This is a genomic window from uncultured Gimesia sp. (assembly GCF_963976445.1).
In the GTDB taxonomy this organism is placed as follows: domain Bacteria; phylum Planctomycetota; class Planctomycetia; order Planctomycetales; family Planctomycetaceae; genus Gimesia.
Genome location: NZ_CAXBKP010000022.1, coordinates 97,678 through 120,578 on the forward strand (window position 1 = coordinate 97,678; position 22,901 = coordinate 120,578).

23 protein-coding genes are annotated in these 22,901 nt (G+C 49.5%); 13 read left to right on the plus strand and 10 right to left on the minus strand.

What is annotated here, in order from left to right; all coding sequences use genetic code 11:
* Positions 1–77: 77 nt before the first annotated feature.
* The 5 genes from fabF to rpmF form a co-directional block, all read right to left on the minus strand.
* Complete coding sequence (fabF, locus tag AAC022_RS20530) at positions 78–1,322, minus strand: beta-ketoacyl-ACP synthase II (RefSeq protein ID WP_339733970.1); 1,245 nt, start codon at positions 1,320–1,322, stop codon at positions 78–80.
* 84 nt (positions 1,323–1,406) lie between these two features.
* Positions 1,407–1,640 carry an acyl carrier protein gene (gene acpP, locus AAC022_RS20535; RefSeq protein WP_145306926.1) on the minus strand — a complete coding sequence of 78 codons (234 nt, stop codon included), beginning with the start codon at positions 1,638–1,640 and terminating at the stop codon, positions 1,407–1,409.
* A 390-nt stretch (positions 1,641–2,030) separates the two neighbouring features.
* Entirely contained in the window at positions 2,031–2,939 is a 909-nt protein-coding gene (fabD, locus tag AAC022_RS20540; protein WP_339733971.1) for an ACP S-malonyltransferase, read from the minus strand.
* 47 nt (positions 2,940–2,986) lie between these two features.
* Positions 2,987–3,988 carry a phosphate acyltransferase PlsX gene (gene plsX / locus AAC022_RS20545; RefSeq protein WP_339733972.1) on the minus strand — a complete coding sequence of 334 codons (1,002 nt, stop codon included), beginning with the start codon at positions 3,986–3,988 and terminating at the stop codon, positions 2,987–2,989.
* Positions 3,989–3,994: 6 nt separating this feature from the next.
* Complete coding sequence (gene rpmF, locus AAC022_RS20550; protein ID WP_339733973.1) at positions 3,995–4,174, minus strand: 50S ribosomal protein L32; 180 nt, start codon at positions 4,172–4,174, stop codon at positions 3,995–3,997.
* A 269-nt stretch (positions 4,175–4,443) separates the two neighbouring features.
* Here rpmF and AAC022_RS20555 point away from each other — a divergent pair, with 269 nt between their 5' ends.
* Complete coding sequence (locus AAC022_RS20555; RefSeq protein ID WP_339733974.1) at positions 4,444–5,697, plus strand: hypothetical protein; 1,254 nt, start codon at positions 4,444–4,446, stop codon at positions 5,695–5,697.
* 7 nt (positions 5,698–5,704) lie between these two features.
* Here the strand turns inward: AAC022_RS20555 and AAC022_RS20560 are convergent, their stop codons facing one another.
* The 3 genes from AAC022_RS20560 to AAC022_RS20570 form a co-directional block, all read right to left on the minus strand.
* On the minus strand, positions 5,705–6,877 hold the full coding sequence (locus tag AAC022_RS20560; protein ID WP_339733975.1) for a prenyltransferase/squalene oxidase repeat-containing protein: 1,173 nt from the start codon (positions 6,875–6,877) through the stop codon (positions 5,705–5,707).
* A 191-nt stretch (positions 6,878–7,068) separates the two neighbouring features.
* Positions 7,069–8,121, minus strand: a complete 1,053-nt coding sequence (locus tag AAC022_RS20565; RefSeq protein ID WP_339733976.1) for a DUF1559 domain-containing protein — start codon at positions 8,119–8,121, stop codon at positions 7,069–7,071.
* Between the two features lie 71 nt (positions 8,122–8,192).
* Positions 8,193–8,579, minus strand: coding sequence for a hypothetical protein (locus AAC022_RS20570; RefSeq protein ID WP_339733977.1), 387 nt, complete (start codon positions 8,577–8,579; stop codon positions 8,193–8,195).
* 379 nt (positions 8,580–8,958) lie between these two features.
* Here AAC022_RS20570 and AAC022_RS20575 point away from each other — a divergent pair, with 379 nt between their 5' ends.
* Together AAC022_RS20575 and AAC022_RS20580 are read left to right on the plus strand one after the other, a co-directional pair.
* Positions 8,959–9,456 carry a hypothetical protein gene (locus tag AAC022_RS20575; protein ID WP_339733978.1) on the plus strand — a complete coding sequence of 166 codons (498 nt, stop codon included), beginning with the start codon at positions 8,959–8,961 and terminating at the stop codon, positions 9,454–9,456.
* A gap of 16 nt (positions 9,457–9,472) precedes the next feature.
* Complete coding sequence (locus AAC022_RS20580) at positions 9,473–9,730, plus strand: hypothetical protein (RefSeq protein ID WP_339733979.1); 258 nt, start codon at positions 9,473–9,475, stop codon at positions 9,728–9,730.
* A gap of 34 nt (positions 9,731–9,764) precedes the next feature.
* Here the strand turns inward: AAC022_RS20580 and AAC022_RS20585 are convergent, their stop codons facing one another.
* Positions 9,765–12,143, minus strand: a complete 2,379-nt coding sequence (locus AAC022_RS20585) for an ATP-binding protein (RefSeq protein ID WP_339733980.1) — start codon at positions 12,141–12,143, stop codon at positions 9,765–9,767.
* A gap of 980 nt (positions 12,144–13,123) precedes the next feature.
* On the opposite strand from AAC022_RS20585, the gene AAC022_RS20590 reads away from it, so the two are divergent.
* Both AAC022_RS20590 and AAC022_RS20595 read left to right on the plus strand, forming a co-directional pair.
* A complete protein-coding gene (locus AAC022_RS20590) occupies positions 13,124–14,095 on the plus strand; it encodes a DUF1559 domain-containing protein (RefSeq protein ID WP_339733981.1) in 972 nt (323 codons plus the stop codon).
* 95 nt (positions 14,096–14,190) lie between these two features.
* Positions 14,191–14,607, plus strand: coding sequence for a hypothetical protein (locus tag AAC022_RS20595; RefSeq protein WP_339733982.1), 417 nt, complete (start codon positions 14,191–14,193; stop codon positions 14,605–14,607).
* Positions 14,608–14,691: 84 nt separating this feature from the next.
* Here AAC022_RS20595 and AAC022_RS20600 read toward each other — a convergent pair whose 3' ends face one another.
* Entirely contained in the window at positions 14,692–15,771 is a 1,080-nt protein-coding gene (locus AAC022_RS20600; RefSeq protein ID WP_339733983.1) for an alpha/beta hydrolase-fold protein, read from the minus strand.
* Between the two features lie 257 nt (positions 15,772–16,028).
* Here AAC022_RS20600 and AAC022_RS20605 point away from each other — a divergent pair, with 257 nt between their 5' ends.
* From AAC022_RS20605 to AAC022_RS20640, 8 genes are all read left to right on the plus strand, one after another.
* Positions 16,029–16,460 (plus strand): OsmC family protein, encoded by a 432-nt coding sequence (locus tag AAC022_RS20605; RefSeq protein ID WP_339733984.1) that lies wholly within the window; start codon positions 16,029–16,031, stop codon positions 16,458–16,460.
* A 561-nt stretch (positions 16,461–17,021) separates the two neighbouring features.
* On the plus strand, positions 17,022–17,426 hold the full coding sequence (locus AAC022_RS20610; protein ID WP_339733985.1) for a hypothetical protein: 405 nt from the start codon (positions 17,022–17,024) through the stop codon (positions 17,424–17,426).
* A 228-nt stretch (positions 17,427–17,654) separates the two neighbouring features.
* Complete coding sequence (locus tag AAC022_RS20615) at positions 17,655–18,800, plus strand: polymorphic toxin-type HINT domain-containing protein (protein ID WP_339733986.1); 1,146 nt, start codon at positions 17,655–17,657, stop codon at positions 18,798–18,800.
* Between the two features lie 18 nt (positions 18,801–18,818).
* Positions 18,819–19,214 carry a hypothetical protein gene (locus tag AAC022_RS20620; protein WP_339733987.1) on the plus strand — a complete coding sequence of 132 codons (396 nt, stop codon included), beginning with the start codon at positions 18,819–18,821 and terminating at the stop codon, positions 19,212–19,214.
* A gap of 130 nt (positions 19,215–19,344) precedes the next feature.
* Positions 19,345–20,583, plus strand: a complete 1,239-nt coding sequence (locus AAC022_RS20625; protein WP_339733988.1) for an HNH endonuclease — start codon at positions 19,345–19,347, stop codon at positions 20,581–20,583.
* Between the two features lie 15 nt (positions 20,584–20,598).
* Positions 20,599–21,018: an SMI1/KNR4 family protein gene (locus AAC022_RS20630; protein WP_339733989.1), complete on the plus strand. Its 420-nt coding sequence runs from the start codon at positions 20,599–20,601 to the stop codon at positions 21,016–21,018.
* Between the two features lie 200 nt (positions 21,019–21,218).
* Positions 21,219–22,421, plus strand: coding sequence for a polymorphic toxin-type HINT domain-containing protein (locus tag AAC022_RS20635; protein ID WP_339733990.1), 1,203 nt, complete (start codon positions 21,219–21,221; stop codon positions 22,419–22,421).
* 2 nt (positions 22,422–22,423) lie between these two features.
* Entirely contained in the window at positions 22,424–22,825 is a 402-nt protein-coding gene (locus AAC022_RS20640) for a hypothetical protein (protein WP_339733991.1), read from the plus strand.
* Positions 22,826–22,901: the final 76 nt, after the last annotated feature.

Below are 22,901 nucleotides of genomic sequence, written 5' to 3' on the forward strand. Positions count from 1 at the left end.
CAATCCACGTCACTCCCAAAGAACACTCGTCAATAACATGCGATCAGTGACACAATAGATTCAATGCAACCGCTCACTTAGGAGACTTTTTGCAGAACCAAACACGCATTGTGTCCACCGAACCCAAAACTATTCTTCAAGACCCGCTCAATTTTCATTTCGCGTGGCTCATTGGGAATGTAATCGAGATTACATCTTTCATCCGGTTCATCCAGATTGATTGTCGGAGGGGCCACCTGTTCCAGCAGCGACTTAACCGCAACCACAAACTCAACTCCACCCGAAGCTCCTAACAAATGGCCTAAATGGCCTTTTGTACTGGAAACAGGCATCGTTTTCACATGGGAACCAAATACGGAATTGATCGCCACCGTTTCTGCCACATCCCCTAAAGGAGTACTCGTTCCATGCGTATTGATATAATCAATGTCTTCAGGATTTAAACCGGCGTCTTTCAAAGCATGCTGCATGGCACGTGCCGCACCCCGGCCTTCTGGATCGGGGGCCGTCATGTGTGTTCCGTCAGCCGACATCCCATACCCAATAACTTCTGCCAAAATCGGAACGCCCCGCTTTTTCGCATGCTCATATTCTTCGAGCACTATAATCCCGGCACCTTCAGCCATCACAAAACCATCGCGGTCTTTATCAAAAGGACGGCTGGCTGACTGAGGATCATCATTGCGGGTCGACAAAGCATTCATCCGGGCAAAGCCGGACAGCCCCATTGGAGTGAGAGCCGCTTCGCTTCCACCGGTCACCATAATATCGGCGACATCATGCTGAATCAGCTTATAGGCATCTCCAATCGCGTTCGTTGCTGAAGCACAAGCAGTTGCAACGGCGCTGTTCGGTCCCTTTAGCCCATAGGTCACTGAAATATTTCCACTGGCGGCATTCACCATCAGCTTGGGAATCATAAACGGAGAAACCCGTGCCGGCCCCTGATTATACAGGCGATCGTGCTGGCTTTCGATTTCGTTCAAACCACCAATCCCGCTTCCCACCAGAACGCCTCTGCGGTAGGGATCACCGTCGAAATCTTCCAACTGGGCCTGCCGATAGGCGATATGCGCCCCCACCAGACCAAATTGAACAAAACGATCAACGCGCTTCAGGTCCCTGGCTGTAATATTGGTATATTCGGTGGCATTAAAATCTTTAATCTCACCACCAAAGCGGACTTTGTAGTCGGAACAGTCAAAGCGCTCCACTGGACCAACGCCACTTTTGCCAGCGCATAACTTGTCCCAAAACTCTGAGACATCCAAACCCAGAGCCGTTACAACAGAGACCCCCGTAACGACAACTCGCCTGCGCATTCGAGAACACTTCCTACAATGAAAAGACAGGACTCAATGAAATCAAAACACCGGAAACAGAAACGAAGTAGTGCCTGCGTCTGATCAGCTGGCTTTCTCGGTAATATAACCAACTACATCGCCTACGGTTTTGATTTTGTCATAATCATCATCGGGAATCGTAACATCGAACTCGTCTTCAAATTCCATAACAAGCTCTACGATATCGAGAGAGTCGGCCTTCAAATCGTCGATGAATTTACTTTCCAGCGTAATATCTTCCTTTGGATGGCCCAATTGCTCACTCACGATACCAACCACTTTTTCTTCAATTGACACTCTTCTTCTCCTTCACCGTCTTAGTGATTTATTTTTACTATTGTATGGCTGGAAACATCTTAACCAAACCAACTTGGATGGATTTACCAATTAGTGGTAGCGAGATATATCCAGTTTCCCTAATTATGTAAACCTTAAAATGAGACAAGAATTATGAGTCTTGTCTAATCCACCAAAGTTCTCTCATAATTTGATTGGGCTGCGTTTACCAGTCTCGGAACACACGAATTTGAGTTCCCGTAAATTTTCTTCAGCAACCCTTCGTAAGTTGTTGTAGCACATGTCGATAGATTTGATCAAGACCGGACAAACCACCAAAATGCACAGACGACACCACCGGCCTTATGCTTGCGAGCTCCGGGCAATGAGATGCCCCCGAAAAACCGCTGTTTATGAATCGTTGACCGTCTCGCAGGAAATCTTGCGATTGACGCGTTTCATTAATCCCTTCAGAACTTTTCCTGGACCGATTTCATAAAATTCATCGAAACCAGCATCCAGCATTTTCCGCAGGGAATCTTCCCAGAGAACAGGACTGATCACTTGGCGTATCAGCAATTCGCGGATTTCGTCCGGATCTTCATGGATTTCCGCATCCACATTCGAAACCACAGGAATTTCCGGTTTTTTCAGCCCCACACCGGCCAGTGCCTCAGACAGCGAACTGTCTGCTGGCTTCATAATTTCTGTATGAAATGCACCTGCCACCGCCAGAGGAATGGCACGACCGCCTTCCTGCTCAGCCAATTCGGCAGCCCGTTCACAAGCACTATTTTCGCCCGACAGTACAATATTTCCGGGACATAAATAATTGGCAATCCAGATTTTTCCAGCTGAAGAAGCGGCCTGACATATCTCAGCCACTTTTTCGCGATCCAGCAGCAGAATACTGACCATGCCCGAAGGATTCGCGTCAGCCGCAGCCTGCATCGCTTCCCCGCGACGCTGTACCACACGTAAGCCATCTTCAAAACTCATCGCACCGGCAAACACCAGCGCCGTATATTCGCCCAGACTTAATCCAGCCGCCATCTCGCACGCCAGAACTTTGTCAGGTGAATCTGCGCGGAGCATTTCCAACGCCGCCAGACTCGTCACAAACAAAGCTGGCTGGCTGATGACCGTCGAATCCAGCTCTTCACTGGGCCCTTCAAAACAAAGCTTAGCTAAATCGTACTGGAGTATTTCAGCAGCACGATCAAACAGCTCCCGGGCGGCGGGATACTTTTCGACAATTGTTTTGCCCATGCCAACATGCTGAGCCCCTTGGCCGGGAAACAAAAAAGCGATTCTGCTCACAGGTCGATCCCTCTATTTATTCTGCGCTTAATTTAATAATGTCGGGTTTACGCTACGGGCTTCTGAGCCAGATGCTCGGCAATCTGAGAATTAATGCCACGATCCTTGAACATGGCACTCCCCCTCAAAGCATTGGAAATCGAATGGGCATCACTCGAACCATGGCAAATGATACAAATCCCATCAATGCCCAATAACGGAGCCCCGCCGGTTTCATGATACCGAAACCGTTTTCCCAAATCCTGAAAGGCCTGCTTGGCTTTGCCCCGCTCGGTGTCGAGACTGCCGAGAATATGCTTCGAAGCCTCTTTCATCAGGAAATCAGCCATCCCTTCGCTGACCTTTAACACGACATTCCCGACAAACCCCTCACAGATCAAGACATCTGCTTCACCCTGATAGAGCCCACGACCTTCGACGTTTCCGACAAAGCTGTCTTTCAAAGGACTCTCACTCAACAGGCGATAGGTGTCACGATAAAGATCATTTCCCTTAACGTCTTCACTACCGATATTAATCAGCCCAATTTTGGGAGATTCAATACGCAGCACTTCGCGGGCATAGATTTCACCCATGACGGCATATTGATAAAGGTGCGAAGGACGCGCAGAAGGATTCGCCCCGACATCCATCAGGACGGCATGACCGGCAAGGGTCGGCAAAGTCACTGCAATTCCGGGACGCTTTACGTCCTTCAAAAACAACCGGGTTTTCAATCCCGATGCGACCACAGCCCCCGTATTACCGGCACTCACGATAGCATCGACCTCGCGGGACGCCATCAACTTCCAACAGACTGATATCGAGCTATCAGGCTTTTGACGCATCGCGTCCGTTGGCTTCTCCTCCATGCCAACGACCTGGCTCGCATGCACGATCGATAAACGATCGCCACAATAGCCGGAAGCTTCAATCTGAGATTCGAGTTGATCTTGAGGACCCACCAAGACCACATTCAGCGCAGAATCTGCCTGTAATGCGGAAATGGCTCCTGTTATGTTCGGTTCGGGGACAAAATCTCCCCCCATTGCATCCAGTGCAATCCGCATTGATGCTTAATCCTCAGAATCAACGATGGTCCGCCCCTGATAGAAACCACAGTGAGGGCAAATGGCATGGGAAGGGGACGCGGTTCCACACTGGGAGCAATAGGTCGGCTTAGCCGCTTTGACACCATTGTGACTGCGTCTCTTACGAGAATTGGATTTAGACATCCGTCTTTTAGGAACTGCCATAAAAAAGACCGCCTTAAAACACCTAACTTAACTTAAACAACACTTAAAACACAACTTAGCGTTAAACAACCATCCTGTAAGCGCACGGAGACCACTCTGGCCGACTTTTCTGACAGGAATCGAACATACTACGCAATTTTCAAAACAACTGTCAAGCTACAGGGCACCGAACAGACGATATCAAAAATGATATTTCCATATTGTTCCCACAACATAAAACATCAGTACACACATTGTTGTGCTAATTCCTCAGGAAATCGAGAATCGCCATGATGGATCATCGTCTCAAATCCCCTGCTCGCCGGCAATTTCTGCGAAACTTCGCCAGTTTCACACTCACCCTCCCTGCAGCCAGCTCCCTCTTGGCCCCAGGCACTTCTGCCGCAGCGGCGCCCCAGCAAATGACGCCCCAGGAACTGCAGGCGTTTGGCAAACAGATCCAGGATACAGCCAACTCACAGGATGCTGTGAAATTCCGAGCACTCTTCGACTGGAAAACATTCGTCGATCGGGTTTTAGCAGAATACGAACAAAACCCAGCGATCAAGCAGGCGATTCAACCCGTCCGCCAGCAACTCGAAACCGCCTACACTGAAAATAACCAGGGTATCGACACCGAAATCCTCGCAGAAGTCGGCAATGGTGCCGACTATCGCTTCCTGGCCATGCGCAAAGAGCAGGACCAGTACAAAGTCGTCTTCCGGTTCCTCCGCCCCGACTGGACCCTGAATTATCAGGCCCTGATTGTTGAAAAACAGCAGTCCGGCAAATTGAAAATTATCGACCTCGACAGCTTATCCACGGGCGAATTCATCTCGCAGTCCCTGCAGCGACTCTACCTGCCGGAAATCTATAAAGCCCATCTCAGCGTGAAGGATAAACTCACCGACCAGGAAAAGAGTCGGATTATCAATCAGAAAAAACGCTACGACTTCCTCACGCCCACTGAGGAAAACACGGCCCCCTTTCAGGCCTATCAGCAACTGCCCAGTCAGTTCAAAGGGGAAAAGACCGTGCTGCTCTTCCTGGCGCAAAACACCATCGAAAAAGAGAATCCAAAAAAATATCTGTCCGTTTTAGGTGCTTACCGGAAACACCATCCCAACGATCCGGCGGCAGAACTCTTAAGCGTCGAGTACTTCTCCCTGACCAAAGAATACAATCAGGCTCTGGATAGCCTGGATCGTCTGACGGCTGCTATTAAAACCGTCGACCCCTATCTCTACTCCGTCCGAGCCGGCATCCTGATCGAAATGGGGGATTATAACTTAGCCGGAAAATACGCCGGCAAGGCATCCGAAATTGAACCGGATCTGCTGCAGCCTTATCTGCATCTGATCAACATCTCGGTAATGCAGAATAATTTCGACGACACAATCAAACACCTGAATACTTTAAAAACCAAATTCGGCTTTGAATACGAAGACCTCGATCTCAGTGAACTGGAAAACTTTGACAAGTTCACGGCTTCCCCCCAGTTCAAAAAGTGGCAGGCGAGTCAGCCGCCGGCAAGCCCGAAATAGTAAACTGCTATCTTGCCGTAGTCTGCTTCAAGGGAGGTAAGCCATTACATTTCTTGAGCGCCAACAACGGATAGAGCGTCCCACTGTAGGTAATAAAATGCCAACGGTCCGTATTCAACGACCGCGTCCACCAGCGGCCCGACTCCCGTTGATGCGTCAATAACCAGTTGATTCCTTTTTGAATCTGCGGATCGTCGGCGGGCACGCCACTCTCACGCAACACCAGAATCGCCAACCCGGTCTGATGCCCGTCGCTGGCCAGATTCTGCCATGCCTTGGTAGTCTTATCAAACTCGGGCTCATCGCGTAGTTTCTCGGCCCGATTCCCTTTGCCCCAGGCTTCCGGGTCCGCAAATGTTCGAATCGACCAGCCACCATCGAGCAGCTGATGTTTCCGAACCATCTTGATCAACGCCTGTTTTTTCTCAGTACTCAATAAATCCGGGTATTGCGCGGCCGTCCACAATAACAGCAAACGACCATAATCATGCGCGGGTTCGGTGTTCCGCAAATAAGCGATCAGTCGGTCTACGCCCGCTTTCAATTTCGAATCCTGCAAACTTTCGAGCCACCCCGGTGCAGAAGCGAGTGCCCGCGCCGCCACGGTTGCTCCCTGATAGTTGCTTGATTCAAAAGGAGGCCAGCAATCCGTATTGCCCCAGCTCCCATCCTTCGACTGCAGACTCAGCATGAACCGCAGCGATTCCTCGGTTTCCGGCGACAGCCTCTTACTGACATGACGATCCCATTCCGCGAGCCCCGTCGCGACATACGCCATCTGCGTTGGCCGAATCCCGCTAAGCTGCTTTTCCCGGTCCATCGCTTTCAGCTTGCGTAATTCCGCGATAAAGAAATCACGATTCTCCACCGCAGGCGGCCCCAGCTCCAGCGTTAGCTCAGGGCGGGAAAACAGATACAGGCCATTCGTGTGACAACTCACACATTTCCGTTGCTTCGTCCAGGCTACCGCCCCCTGCTCCAGATATTGGTCCGCCAGTGCCAGCGAAAACTCCCGGCGAATCGGCTCGTCCGCACTCGCTTCGGGAATCGCAATCTGCTCATATTTGTACTGATACTTTTTCTCTTTTTCCGCCGTCTGTTTTTTCGGAGCCTCAGCCAGTACCAGCGAGACACCAACACAACTCACTACAGCAAACACAGTGATTCTTAAACGGCCCATCAATCTGGCTCCCTGAAAAAGTTCAGACTCGGTTCAACTGAAGTTTCTGCTCTCGGCAATGAATCAGCATATCTACATATTTGCCATTTCACCACTCAAAACCGAACTTTGCAGTCAGCCACCGTCTTCCAACCAGTTGGCTGGAAGACGGGCCCGAACAGGGCTACTGCGAGCGAACGCCACAGCCGTTTTTAGTATTCTCCCACAACCTGTCCATCATCACGTAAAGCAAGTCGCTGCAATGTCGAATTGATTAACAACAACTGGGCACCAGTCGTACTGCCTGAAAGTGTCCCTTTCTTGTAGTCGATATTCTCGCTCAAAAAGTGAACCGAACCATCACAGAACACAAAGTGGGCGCCACCAACATGGTTGCTGCTGAAACCACGTACGTCATGCTCGGCACCCGCTACCGCGTTGATCCCATTATACGTCAGACCAATCACAGCCATCCCGTTCCCCTTCCGGGCGTAACTGCTGCTCTGCGTATTATTAGCCCCAGAGAAGCCGATCACGTTAGCGCCACCAATTTTATTCGACCCCTTGTAGACATAGGCTCTTTCGCCGACCAGAATTGTGTTACTGCTCCCATCAGTAATATCGCGAAAACGAACACTCGAGTTAGCATACCCGACCCCATGAGCCGGACCATACTGAACTGGATACGCGGGAGGCGTGGTACTGTCCCAGGCGTTAGCCATCATCACGTAATCCGAACGAGCGATCTGGTAGGCGTTGGTACCATCGGTCACATTGAAATTATAGTTATTGGAAGCCGACGTATAATCATTGAGGTTCGGCCCCGGATCAGACGGGCAGAGAAAAACGGGGATCGGTGATTGCAACGCTTGACGCACGGTCGCATTCGCCAGGTTTTGATCCAGCGTCACACTTCCCGAATTAAGTATATTGTAGAGCGGAGCCTGATCGATATAAGGCAGCACGGATGCCCCCCAGCCATAAATCCCGAGTTCCCCCTGATTACAACCAGACCAGACCGTTGCGGAATTGCACGGGTTTTTGGTGATATACCCCGGTGGAAACGTGTTGTAGGCGTCATGGTAGTTATGCATGGCCAGACCGATTTGCTTCATGTTATTCTTACACTGCGACCGTCGGGCGGCCTCGCGCGCCTGCTGTACTGCCGGTAACAGCAGCGCAATCAGAATGGCAATGATCGCGATCACAACCAATAATTCAATCAGCGTAAATCCACGCGTTTGTTTTATTCGAATCTTTTTCATATCGGCTCTCCTGAAAAAATAAATCTCGAACTGCAAATTCAAAGCGCATAAATAAATCGCCACGGCGTTCTTTACTTGGACTTCATTTCGATATCGAAAGTGTTGCCACCTTGTTTCACATCCAGTTTCAGTTCACTTTGGGAGCCATACTTTGCAGGTATTACAAGCGCGGGCCCGTGAATCCCCCGTTCGACCCGGACGGTGCACGGCCCAAGCTTGACTCCCTTTTCATCAATCAGGTAAAGCGCTTCGTAAACACCGTCCGTATTCACTTGAGCCATCGAGGAACGCCCTTTTTCCGGTTCGAAGTAAAGATTCACGCCGGGGAGGGGTTTCCCGTCCAACGTGACGGTTCCGTGAACCTGCCCCAGCTCGGGCATATCTGAGGCGCGTTCGCTGCAACCAACGCCAATGACGACCATTGCCGTAAGAGTTGCTACTGACATCATCCGTGTCATAAGCTTTCCTTTCAGAAACTTGCGCAGCACAAAACCACTACAGAATTGAGCGGAGACACAGGCAAAATCGCTTAGATCCAAGAGAAATGAGGAAAACGTCTTCTTCGTTGCAGAGCGCGACTTAATGTTATGATTTCATTAAGCAAAGATCTGTTTAGTATCTAAACCTTAACACGAAATAGCAAGAAAATTATTTCTGATTGCACCGTTTTTGTTTTCTCTTCTTACTGACGTTTCAACGGCGGCCCCTTCTGCGGGAAATGCCTCAACAAGATCGCAGGATGATTTTGCAGACGCTCTGAAACGCGTTACAATGCAGGCCGATTCAGAATCTCCTTCGTTCGACGGCGTCAATTCTTGACAGATAAGGAATCAAACCATGCCAGCATTTGCATCACTTTTAATCGTCTTCAGCATATTCAGCACCAGTTTGACCCTGGCGGCGGACAAACCACAAGACAATGCTCAAACCACTGCGAAAAAACCCGTTATCATCCAGTCTATCGACTTGATTGTGGTGAGCCCCCAGTCGCGGGATAAACTGATGGCTTACAGCATGCAGACAAACACCTGGGACCAAATTGCGATTTCAGTCGAACCCGATCAGAAGGTAGAACCAACGGTCTCACGGAACATGGCGGCCTGTCAGCTCGGCCAATCGATCTATGCCTACTCTGCCAAAGCAGGAGTCTGGTCACGGTTGAAACTCCCGCCAGAAAGCAAGGCTCGTTTGCAGGTCGGTGATAACGCGATAACGGCCTCTGTCAAAACAAAACAGGGAAGCTGCTTCTACATCTTCGGAACAACCCTCGGAAAATGGTCAGGCATTGATCTTGCTACCGGAAAACAGATGCCTATCGAACAGGATCAAAAGTAGCCAGACATCCAATCCCATGAGTGCATTTCATCACAAAGCAAATCTGATCAGGCGGGAAGAACCGAACTACTGGTTTCAGTTCTTTCCCGACTTCATTAGTCATGAATCACTTTTTGGAGAGTTCTGCTTAAACATCCATGACGGGTCTTTTGAAATCACAAAAACCGTTGACCACTCTCAAGCAGCCTCATCAGTCGCAGGACTCGTCCACAAAATTCGAAAAGAGCACAAAACCTCGAATGCGATTCCGGAAAAAGTGGCTTTTGTTGCATAGCGTCAGATCACTGCCGGGATCTCTAATGACTTCTTTAATGTGTCTGGTCACGTTCCTGCTGACTGGCGTATTCAGAGACCAATTTAATCAGCTTCATGCGGTTGATCGGTTTGACAGAGTAATCGTCACACCCGGCTTCGAGACATTTCTGTCGGTCTGTTGCCATCGCATGCGCGGTCAAGGCGATAATCGGGCCGAAATACCCAGCCTTTCGCAGTTGCTTTGTTGCCTGATAGCCGTCCAACACAGGCATCTGCATGTCCATCAAGATCACATGAAACGGAGATCCTTCTGAATTAGCTTTCGCCACCAGATCAACGGCGACCTGTCCATTATCGGCAACAGTCACCTCTGCTCCGGCTTTCTTCATAAAGAAGCGAATCAGACGCTGGTTATCATGTCCATCTTCGGCAAGAAGAACGCGGCAACCATCGAGACGTGTTTCCGTTTCCGTTTCCGTTTCCGTTTCCGTTTCCGTTTCCGTTTCACCAGACAAATTGGTCTCGATTTTGTCTTCGACCGATTTGATCGAGTCATCAACCAGTCGCAACTTGTCTGATAGACCGGTGGGGACGGTAATCGAAAACGTACTGCCCGTTCCCATTACGCTGGACACTAAAATCGTGCCCCCCAAAAGTTCGAGTAGTCGTTTACAGATGGCAAGGCCGAGACCAGTGCCACCATACTGTCGCGTTGTTGAGCTATCAGCTTGTGTAAACGGCAGGAAGAGTTTCTCGATCTTGTCTTCATTGATGCCAATGCCTGTGTCGATCACGTCGAATCGAATATATTGTTCGCCCCCCGATTCATGCAACAGATGTGTGACCAGCTGGACCGATCCCTTTTCCGTAAACTTGATTGCATTTCCAATGACATTGATAAGAATCTGCCGCAACCGAGTCGGATCTGTGTGAATCATCTCAGGAATTTGGCCATCAAAGCGGACTTCCAGTGGAATATTTTTGGCCATCGCCCGCACTTGCATCAACGAGTAAACGTCGGCAATGATTGCCTGCGGGGAACAGTCAACCCATTCCACATCAAGTTTTCCCTCTTCGATCTTGGACAAATCCAAAATGTCGTTGATCAGATTTAGCAGGTATTCACCATTTTGATGGATCGTCCGTGCCACCTCAACATCCTCCGGTCGCTTCAATTCGCCAAGCAGAATATCTGTGAAGCCGAGAATGGCCGTCATCGGAGTTCGAATCTCATGGCTCATATTCGCAAGAAACTCAGACTTAGAATGGTTTGCCGCTTCGGCAGCTTCCATCGACTGTTGAAGCTGCAGGATCGACTGAAACCGTTCGATAGCAATCCCCGCAAGATAAGCCGTCGTTTCGATCAACTCGCGTTCATCGGTTTCTGGCAAGCGGTGCGAGCGATAGTACATTGCAAATGTGCCGAGCACTTTTCCATTGCGGGATCGAATCGGCACGGACCAGCACGCCTTAAAGCCAACTTGCACAACCAACTCTCGAATCGGTTTCCAATTCCGATGCTCTAATACATTCTCGATAAAAACCGGCTTGTTATGGAATGCTGCTGCGCCGCAGGAACCCGCCGCGGGACCAATTTTGAAATTATCTACGGCTTTGGTATAAAATTCCGGCAGGCTGGGTGCGACTCCATTCACCAGGCGCTGGCCGTCCTCATCCAGCAGAAGAATCGAGCAGTTCATCTCGGGATAATAAGCTTCTACACCATTTACAATCGTCTCCAAGACTTCTTCGAGAGGCACGGACGATGCCATCTGTTTGTAAACTCGTTTCCGACTCTTTGCCAGAGACGCTTGCCGTTGGCGTTCAGAGATATCGACAACGAACGCAACAAACACAGGGCGACCGCCAAACGTCGAAGTCTGAACATGTAATTCCACCGGATAGAGTGAACCGTCCTTGCGACGATGCACGGTCTCGAACTCGATACTATCCATTGTCCCATCGAACAATGGTGCCAGCATTTTCCCCACACTGTCTGGCGTGTGCTCTGGTGTGATATCAAGCGGCGTCAGCTGCCGAAGCTCTTCCATCGTATAACCGATGTTTTCCTGTGCCCCATGATTCACATGCACAAAACGGAATGTCTCTGCATCCGCAATATAGATTTCGTTAAGAGATTGCTCAAGAATTTTGCCAAAAGCGCTCAGATGCAGCGGTTCTTCTGTTGCCGATTCCGCTTCAAGACGAACAGTTTCCAGGCGCGCTTTTGTCTCTGCCAACTCAGAAATGATCTCAGCTGAGTGAACCATCGCATCCGACTGAGGCTCAGGCAGCCTGTTTGTTTCCTGAAGCTGATGCGAAACAAATCTCTGAACATCATTCAATGCACTGTTTAACTCAGCAGCAGCTGAAGCATCGAGTTTATTGATACACTCTCGCAACTGTTCAATCGGATCAGATGGAATCTTCATTCGTTTAGCGCCTTTGGATTCCGGCTTTCGTACCAGATCATCTATGACAGACTTGTACCACACGACAAGATCCAGAAAAAATGGTGACATCACCCACAGGAGATCTACCACCTCTCTTCAAACCCGCGCCGCTACGATTCAGCTCACACCTCGTCAGATATCAACTTCGACAATCTCTTTGCCCAGACCGAACCCAGACCGGCTTTAAAAACAACACCGCAAAACAACACCGCAAAACAACACCGCAAAACAACATAAACATAGACTGTATTTCGACAAAATGCGTAGACTAGGATCAGTCCATCAACGCGGAAGTTGCGCGGAAACCAGGAATTCGGAAGGAACATTTCCTATGAACCTTAAAATCAGATGTGAGAGGCATCGATGCCCATCCTGACCGCCTTTACTCTTTGTTACTTCTGTAGCAGCTACACAAAATAGCGGGCAAATCAACCAGAGCCAAATGGCCGTGTGTTGCTTGCACTCGGGATAAAATTCACCCTAACGGGCTCATATCTGAATCCAGACCAACCAGATGGTTAACAGCGGTCCCCTTGCTATAAATCAGTCTCGACCAGGTTCTACAAATACGGCCGAAAGAACAATAGACACATAGATACTCGTAAATACACCTGGTAACTTCTGTCCAAAACGGCCGCGATCAACTTGCCAATTGGCGGCGGAGCGATGCTGACTGTTCATTCCGGTCCAAGTTCAGATCGCGTTTTCCAAGTCAGAGGAACGATCTCAGGACAGGAACATCATTAAACATAACTCCAGGCAACTGCTGTAACCGTTTACCAAAACACCTTGCAAAATATCGATTTACGTCGTTGACCCTGAAACTTTACTTGAGAAATATAACGTCTTGCATGGAGATTCCTCTAGATTTCCTAACATTCGTAGGTATACACTTAATCCTTAAATGCACTCATCTAAACTTTGATTACTATGTTTTATTTTTTTATCAGGAGTGAGTTATGAGGAATAAGTCAAGAAAGTATGGATTTACATTAATTGAATTGCTGGTTGTGATTGCGATCATTGCCATCCTAATCGCGCTACTCTTACCGGCAGTACAACAAGCCCGCGAGGCAGCCCGCCGGAGTACATGTAAAAACAACCTGAAGCAAATTGGGCTGGCACTGCACAACTACCACGATACCCATCGCACGTTCCCGCAGGGAAATTACGGAATGACTAACAATGCCTGGCCTTTACGCGACGGGACAAACTGGCGAACCATGATTCTGCCTTACATGGATCAAGCAACGGTCTACAACCAACTGACGTTTGACAATACAGCCGCGACCTTCAACGGAAATTCCTACACCGGCAATGAAGTGTTGATCGGCTTAAAATTGCCAATATTCCTGTGCCCTTCCAGCATTCTCGACCCGTTCGATACAGGGGGGAATAATTCGACCGGAGGTCTCAACCATCATTACGCTGGAATTCAGGGCGCTGCGCGGCCCATCCCCGGGAGCAACCCCGACAAGGGAACGCGTGACTGTGGCCATGGCTGGTCATGCGATAATGGTACTTTATTCTCGAATGAATGTATTACGATCGCAAAAATCGTTGACGGATCTTCGAACACGATCATGGTAGCCGAACAGTCAGGAGAGGTGGACGGGAAAAACCTGACTGCCAATTACTACGGTGGATGGCATGGGGCGCGGAATGACTCCCGGGTCAGCGGGTCCTCTTGTTCAGACTTGTGGTCGGCCGGCACAACCTGCGTCCGATTCGCCCCGAACTCAAATATTATTCAAGGCGGTGCCACTGACACGAAATATCGTAATAACACCGTGATCAACTCGGAACACACTGGCGGAATACATGTCTTGCTGGGCGACGGAAGCGTTCATTTTATCTCCGAAAACATCGACTTCACCACGCTTAAGCAACTCTGCGTGCGCTATGACAGAGTCCCCGTGGGAGAGTTCTAATCCGCTTTAGACACTCTCGGCCTCGCGTTGGACGGCCCTTGTGTCTCGCTTGACGTATTTCATTTTCTGCTAAGTCTGCTAAGAAAGAGATCACCATGAGAAAGTATGGATTCCTGATTGCCCTGATGTTTGTCGCAGTATTTACGAGCGGCTGTGGGCCATCTGAGCCAGTGTTCAAAACCGGAACGATATCCGGGACCGCAAAGATCGGCGACAGCCCATTTAATGCGAATGCGGTGCTGATGTTTATGGATAACTCCTCGGGACAAGCCTATACCGCTCCGGTAGCCGCAGATGGGACGTTTACCGTCGACGGAGAAGTCAGAGCAGGAACCTATGTGGTTTACCTCGCTCCGAAGCTACAGGGGGATGGCAATGCCGATGAACAGCCTATGGCCGTCAAAATTGACACTTCAGTACCAGAGAAATACTGGAATGAGGCCACCAGCGACGTCAAAGTGACCGTCGAAGAAGGAGAAAATACCCCAACCCTCGTCTTCGAGAAAAGCTGAGCGGAAGAGAGATTGGTCGAGGTTTATCGAATTAGATTAAGGGGGGAGGTGGAACAATTCTGCCGCCCCCCTTCTTCACATTCCTTACTCAGGTTGATAGCCGCGCCAAGTCCAGATCAGTGTATCGGCCAGAGTTTGTTCGAACACTTTGCGATCACAGTGTCTCGTGCCACGACTAAAGACATAGCGGTAGTCATAACCTTTGGCCTTGAGAGCCGCGGCCGTCCGTTCGTTGGCCATCACCCAGTTGTGATAGGTGGACTCCGGATCTTTGGCGCGCAGATCATTTTCGGCAACATGCGTGAAGATTCGCAGCGGTTTCTTATCACTGTTTTCGATCAGCTTCATACTGGAATGATATTCCCACGCACCGAGGGGGTACTTCGCTTCTTCGGGTGCATCATCATCCTGTTGATCAACGAACGTACCAGAATACGTAATCAGACGACGAAATAAATCTGGACGAAACCAGCCCATCGTCAGTGCAGCCGCACCGCCGGAACTACAGCCCATCGCAGCTTTGCCCCAGGGATTTTCTGTAAACGCAATATGGGGATAGGCGGCTCGGATCTCCTTATTCTTCAGCACGGCCGGCAGGACTTCGTCATTAATGAACCGGGCGAAGCGATCGGACATCGTATCATATTCCAAGCCGCGCTCGCTCCCCTTGCCGTCGTTACCGCCGTTCTGCACGCCGATCACAATGAAGGCCGGCAACTTGCGTTCCGGGTCCTTTGAGATGGTCAGATTATCCAATGCATTGCGAACCAGATCCATACGGCTCGGCCCGTCATGAGTGACCAGAATCGGTGCCTTCGTTCCGTCCTTGTAGGCGGCGGGTACGTAGACGAAAATCTTACGTGTTTCGCGCACGGGCTTTTTAGAATCGAGCGTCTTATCATCGCCGGGAAAAATCTTGCTGTCTGCCAGCGGCATGGAAAACTCAAAACTCTTCCCTTTGGGATTGCCTTGATCGGTAAGATCCGGGGCGATTTTATATTCGGGACCAACCACGAAATTTCCATTCCCTTTTGTGCCGGGGTTCTCTTTATATTTCTCAGCATTTTTCTCAGCAGAAAACACAATGCTGGAGGCGAAACTCACAACAGCCATTGTGAGAACACAACAGATCAACTTTGACAGGAACTTGGAATTCAACAACATAACACATTCCACCGATTGCAGGAGATCATTGGGGTAAAACAGAAACGACCAGCATATGAGACTACTCGATTTGAAGGCCGCTTTCAATTTATGCCTTGAAAAAAGCAAGAACGGCCACAAGCGCCTCACAACATTCGCTATCGCCCCCTGCTCTCTCGAAGCCTTTCCCGTCTGATGCGTGACATCATGTAGCGAATTAAGTAAGCTGACAGGGTCTGTGTTAACAAAAGTTTCCATTAAACATAAAGGAGTCTGAAATGACCATTAAACGAACAGGATCAGCAGTCTGGCAGGGTGGACTGAAGGATGGTAAAGGGACGGTCTCCACAGAGAGCGGTGCGTTAACCAATTTGCCCTATGCGTTCTCCAACCGATTTGAAGATCAGCCGGGAACCAATCCCGAAGAATTGCTGGGTACCGCGCACGCCGGCTGTTTCTCAATGGCGCTCTCCATGATTCTGGGCGAAGCCGGCCTCACGGCTGACAAGCTGGAGACGACAGCAGAAGTCTCGTTGAATCAGGTCGATGGCGGCTTCGCGATTACCGCCGTGCATCTGACATTGAAAGCCAGCGTCCCCGGCGCCGATGCCGACAAACTAAATGAGCTGGCAGGCATGGCCAAAGCCGGCTGCCCCGTCTCAAAACTATTCAATGCCGACATCACACTGGATGTGACGTTGGTTGATTAAAGTCAAGACATTAGAATTCACCAGAGCCTCAGTATCGAAAACGGTTTAGATAGTCGATGCTGAGGCCCTGCTATTCTAGCCTGAGAAAATAAAAAAACAGAAAAAGGTTCCTGACACCTTTTTATGTCCATCTTGTCAGTCAGTTTGATACGTTATCTACATCAGTTACATCAAAAAAAACTGCGAGTGATTTTGCAGAAAGCCTTCAAGGTAAAGGAACTTATACTGGGGTTGATACATATAGAGATATTACTCTTAAGAAAGGCAAGGTAATTTATGGAGGTGCTCCTGGTCAAAGTGAATTTTACACAACATCGAGTGCGATAAGGCGAGCGGAAGGTAGTGCTGAGAAGTTATTTCAAGGGCTCCAAGTGTCTCCGCACCCACAGTATGGATATCGTCCAGGTGTAACAGCATACGAGGTTTTAGAAGATATACCAGCTGCATTTGGTAGAACACTTGCTAATCCACAACATGGTACAGGAGGCCTTCCTCAAATCGTTATTGAAAATTACTCAAAGTATCTACGTCCCTTGTATAGTATCCCACTTAAGTAGATTTATGATTAATAAAGTGAATGGAGAAATCGAAATTGGGAATGTTCGGGTAAGTCCATCAACTACTTTGAGCAATTTTTCAAAATCAACACTTGGTATAAGCTCAAAAGTTCTTATCAAGAATAATGACTATGTGACGCTTCAGGTAGTTACAGCCTCTCAAATTGGGCTTAACCTTTCGTTTTCCAATGACCGGCTCTCGACCGTGATAATTTATCTGAAATCGCCGGAATCTACCTGGTCATCTTGGTCAAAAAATGAAGAACATGAAAAGAAAACCAAACATGATAAGATCCTTAACGCAGATCTTGGTTTAGAACCATATCGATTTTCATGGGGGGAAGTTGAATCAATTTCAGATTCCAAGTCAGGCGATAGTTATGTTCTAGTTAAATATCGAACGAAATGAAAACTATTATGAAACCTGCAAATTAACCATATGTGTGCCGGAGTTGAAAACAAATCATTATGAAGTACGCCTAACAAAGAGTATGGAGATGAGAATTAGCAGACAGATAAAAGAATCAGTACACTCTGATCGAATCACGAGTCTCTGGAACGGCAATTAGGTATTCTTTTTCAAATGAGGAAATATCCGGCAGGATATACACTACTCGTGGAATAGTGAATCGTACTTATGGCTGAAATCACGCGAAAACTAGCGATCTTCACTTGCTTCCTTTTCACCGGTTTATGCTTCTGGAAAGTGGGAGCGGGGCTGATTGATGGTGCCGATGCGTCTGTGCTGCCTTCTGCGCAGGCGGCTTTGAGCCCGGCTGTCACGCCGCCGCGGGTGGTGACGACGCCGATTCAGGAGATGCGGCCTGGGATGCGGGTGGTGGGTCGGAATCCGATTCGGATTGAAACGGAATCGACCATTGATCCCACGCCGGATGGTTGGCGGCTGGTGTCGGTGCGGATGCTCAAACCGGACGGCACTTATTTTGAAGCCGAACTGCTGCGGCCGTTAAGCTGGATCCGTCGGCATCGTGCGCGACCGGGCGCAGTCATTGAGCTCAACATGCCGGAGATGTATGTGGTGGGCGCGGCGGAAGTGCTTTCGATTTCGGATTGTCCCCCCATTGATCCGGGTGACGGGCCGGTGGTGCTTTCTACGTTTAAGAACATCGCGAACAATGTCCTCAACATTTATGTGGAAGGGGAGACCGAACCGATCGGCGTCACCGCCGGGCATCCGATCTGGAGCGAAGACCGCCAGGCCTTCATCCATTCCGACCAGCTGCAACCCGGCGAACGCCTGCGCTCGGCACTTGGTAGAACAGTCCGCATCACATCCATCGAAATCCGCGCCGGCCCCGAACCGGTCTATAACCTGGAAGTCGCCGGCGAACACGTCTACAGCGTCACCAACTCCGGCCTGCTGGTGCATAATATCGGATGCGAAGATCTTTCCACCACGATTGACGTTTATTCGAGCAATCACCTTGTTAGTCAGTTTAATACAATAAATGTCCCAAACAGGGGACTGAGCGTTGACGATGCTCTCGGTAGAGCTGCCGACTTCATGGATTTAGGCACACCTATCCGGGCAATTGATGGTAAGACTGGTGTGCAGTTCATCCAAGAAGCGATTGACAGCCAAGGTCGGAAGATCACCAAGCGAGTCGGTTTTGATCTGAACCCAAGTTCGCCGCACGTACGCAAACTGGGTCCACATTTGAATCTGCAGACCCAAATCGATGGTGTGATTCAGAAAAGCGCCGCCTTGAAAGATCCGCATTTCCCAATTGATCCAACGACCATTATTTCAGACGATTTTTAGAACTGTGGAGTGCTACAGATGAGAGTGGCGTACGATGGTGATAATGACGAACCCGAAGTACAGATTAGCGGGGAACCAGAGGAATACCGCGACCTCGGCGAGACCTTGAAAGTTCTGGGTAACTCTTGCGATGTTGAGGGGTTCGGAGAAGGTGATGAGTACTACCCTGAGGTATTGCGAGGCCTCCGATTGGAACTTACTACCACCAATAGCGACACGTTACTGACGATTGCGATTTGTAAACAATGGCTGTGCTTGTCAGGATCCACGCAAGCATTCGTCAAACTAGGGCAGTCGCTTCTGAACTTCTTCGACGAGGATGTCACAAATAATGCGCATCTGCATTTGGATTACTTTGAAGGTAACGAATTGCTCGCACCGACGACATGTCACCTCACTCTTGAATGCGCATGACTGGTAAAGCCTGGGGCGATCCATCGATAATTTGATTCACACATAGAACGATATTCATCGACAGAAACAATCTTAAACTTTGAAACAGACTCAACAGAATAAAAGCTCTTATAATAAAAGAATCGTATTCATGTCTGAAATCACTCGAAAAATAGCCATCTTCGGTTGCCTGATGTTGACCGGGTTCTGCTTCTGGAAAGCGGCTCCGGGATTGGTCGGCGGAGCCGATGCGTCGATGCTGCCTTCTGCGCAGGCGGCTTTGAGCCCGGGTGTCACACCGCCACGGGTGGTGACGACGCCGATACAGGAGATGCGGCCTGGAATGCGGGTGGTCGGGCGGAATCCGCTTCGGCTGGAGACGGAATCGACCATTGATCCCACGCCGGAGGGTTGGCGGCTGATTTCAGTGCGGATGCTGAAACAGGATGGTAGTTATTTCGAAGCCCAACTGCTGCGTCCCTTAAGCTGGATCAGTCAACACCGTGCGAAACCCGGTGTGACGATTCAATTAAACATGCCCGAACTGCACGTGGTAGGCGCGGCCGAGGTGCTGTCGATATCGGATTGTCCGCCCATTGATCCGGGCGACGGGCCGGTGGTGCTTTCCACGTTTAAGAACACCGCGAACAATGTCCTCAACATTTATGTGGAAGGGGAAACCGAACCGATCGGCGTCACCGCCGGGCATCCCATCTGGAGTGAAGACCGACAGGCGTTCGTCCATTCCGAAAAACTGAGTGTGGGTGAAAAACTAAGATCGGCCCTCGGACGCACCGTCCGCATCACCTCCATCGAACCCCGCGCCGGCCCCAAAGCCGTCTACAATCTGGAAGTCGCCGGCGAACACGTCTACAGCGTCACCAATTCCGGCCTGCTCGTTCATAACATGACGCCTTGTGATCTTGTCACAGAAATCGGTTTACCTGATGGGAGGGTTATTGATTTAAATGCCTCAGGGGGAGGACTGCCTACTGGTGTTACTCGTAATTCTAGAGGTGGTGTAGATTTTTCAAATTCGCCGGATCTATATCCTGTCCAATCTGGGCAGAGAAACATTGTAAAAATCCAGTACACAGGTTCTCGAAGGCATGACTTCGCAATGGCCAATGAGGCAGCAGGCTTTGGTACATCACAGAAACCACCAAAACTCAATGGTACCGATTTCACCTGGCACCATCTTGACGACTACGATCCCCTCACAAATACAGGAACTATGCAACTGGTGAAGCGTACTACGCATGAGGCGACTTATCCTCATCCTGGTGGCGTAAGTCAATTCAAGGCTGCTAGCGGGATCGAGTATGATCAGAATAATTCAATACGCGAAGCTCTCTTGGACTCTTGGTTCGAATCTATGTGGTTTCAATAAAATGGATGTGTCCGAATGCACTTTGTGAACCCCGATCAGCCCCTGTCTGAATCAGATATTCAAACCGTTGAGCGCAACCTTGACCTCGAGTTTCCGGCCGAACTTAGAGAATTGTTCCTCAAGCACAATGGCGCGGAGCCGGAGCCATACGTGCTTGAAAATGATGAACTTCGAATAAGTACGGTCGTATCGAGAACTCTTCCACTACTATCTATGACGGGGAATGGGACAGCCGTTCAATCGTATCACAGGCTAGTTACCCAAATGCAACTTACTCCTCATAATTATTTCCCTTTCGCTGTAGATGGAGGAGGCGACTACTTCATGATTGACTGTATTAGCGGAGTAGTTTCATTCCTCAAGTCAGATCCTGTGCAACTTATAAAGCTTGGTGTAGGCTTGAGTGGCTTCTGGGATCTTCTAAAAGATGATTGACTATGTCTCTCCTCACCTTCTTTACCTGATAAATACTAAGCACTAAACCCCGGAAACCAAACAATCGGTAAAAAGAGGAGTCAGGAGAATTAAAGTAATTATTTGAGATCTTTCGCTAGGATTATTGATAAAGTGTTATCCATTGAGGGGTTGATTTATTGGCGGATAAAATCTCCTCATCAAATTAAAGAATCGATTTCATGTCTGAATTCTTTCGTAAACTAGCCATCTTCGGCTGCCTGCTATTAACCGGGTGCTGTTTCTGGAAAGCGGGAACCGGGTTGGTTGGCGGAGCCGATGCATCGATGCTGGCTTCTGCGCAGGCAGCTTTGAGCCCGGCTGTCACGCCGCCGCGGGTGGTGACGACGCCGATTCAGGAGATGCGGCCTGGCATGCGGGTGGTCGGTCGGAATCCGATTCGGAATCAAACGGAATCGACCATTGATCCCACGCCGGATGGTTGGCGGCTGTTATCGGTGCGGATGCGCAAAGAGGACGGTACTTACTTTGAAGCGGAACTGCTGCGGCCGTTAAGCTGGATTCATCGGCACCGGGCGCAACCGGGCGCGGTCATCGAGCTCAACATGCCGGAGATGTATGTCGTGGGCGCGGCGGAAGTGCTGTCGATTTCCGCCTGTCCGCCCATTGATCCGGGTGACGGGCCGGTGGTGCTTTCGACGTTTAAGAACATCGCGAACAATGTCCTCAACATCTATGTGGTAGGGGAGACCGAGCCGATCGGCGTAACCGCCGGGCATCCGATCTGGAGCGAAGACCGCCAGGCCTTCGTGCATTCCGACCAACTGCAACCCGGCGAACGACTGCGTTCTGCGGTAGGGAAAACCGTCCGCATCACCTCCATCGAAATCCGCGCCGGCCCAGAGCCAGTTTACAACCTGGAAGTCGCCGGCGAACACGTCTACTCCGTCACGGATGCCGGCCTGCTGGTTCATAATATGGCACAGTGTGAACCTGATTTGTATCAAATATCGAGTGGGCCACAAGGTGGCAGGAAGGTTGCATTTGCACATGGTACGCATGTAAGTTCAGCTCAAAATATCACGGATAACGGACTGGATGCTGCCGCTGCAGCCGCACATTCTAGGGGGGGATTATACAATCAACGAACCGCATTTGATGCCCATCCAATTGGACCACCTGAAAACGTGGGCCCTGGAATCCAGGATGCTTATGAATGGTCTTTGCGTCATGCGGGCCCAGGAGACCGACGAATTGTGATAGGGGAAATTGACGAGACACTATTTCAGCGACTCGTAAAAGAACGTAAAATTATAATTTCTGAGCTTCCTGGTGTTAAATCTCCACAATGGCGATTTCTTCCTGAAGCATATGATGAGGTTAATGCTGAGGTTATTTGGACAATCCTTGATCCCAAGAAGTGAATATGAGCTCTGGATACGAAGATGAAAATTTAGTGAACCACAACTGGCCTCCAGTTTCTAGGGGGCATGATGGAATGTGGCACTCAATGTGGACTTTTGAGTTCAGTTCTCAGCTTGGTACTGAGATTGACTTAGAGAAAACTGGGGAAGAGTTTAGCTCCGCTCTTAGCAAGATCGTTAGTGTGGTTACTGAGAATTTGAATGAAACGTTTGCTATCTTTCTTGAGTCGGATGGTATTCATCTCTTTGTTCATACGACAACAGAATCACATCTCATCGGATCAGAGTATATGTTAGCTATTATTGAATTATTCAAACTTGTGGAACAAAGATTTGGGCGGATCGAATTTATTCAGTCACAACCGCGAGATCTCTGGCCACCGTGGTGGAAGCCTCTCTGGTGAATAAGAAGTAAGGTGTCAGAGACGAATGGCACTGTCGAGCCCTAACATGTTTCAATTGGTATTGTTGCGTAAACGG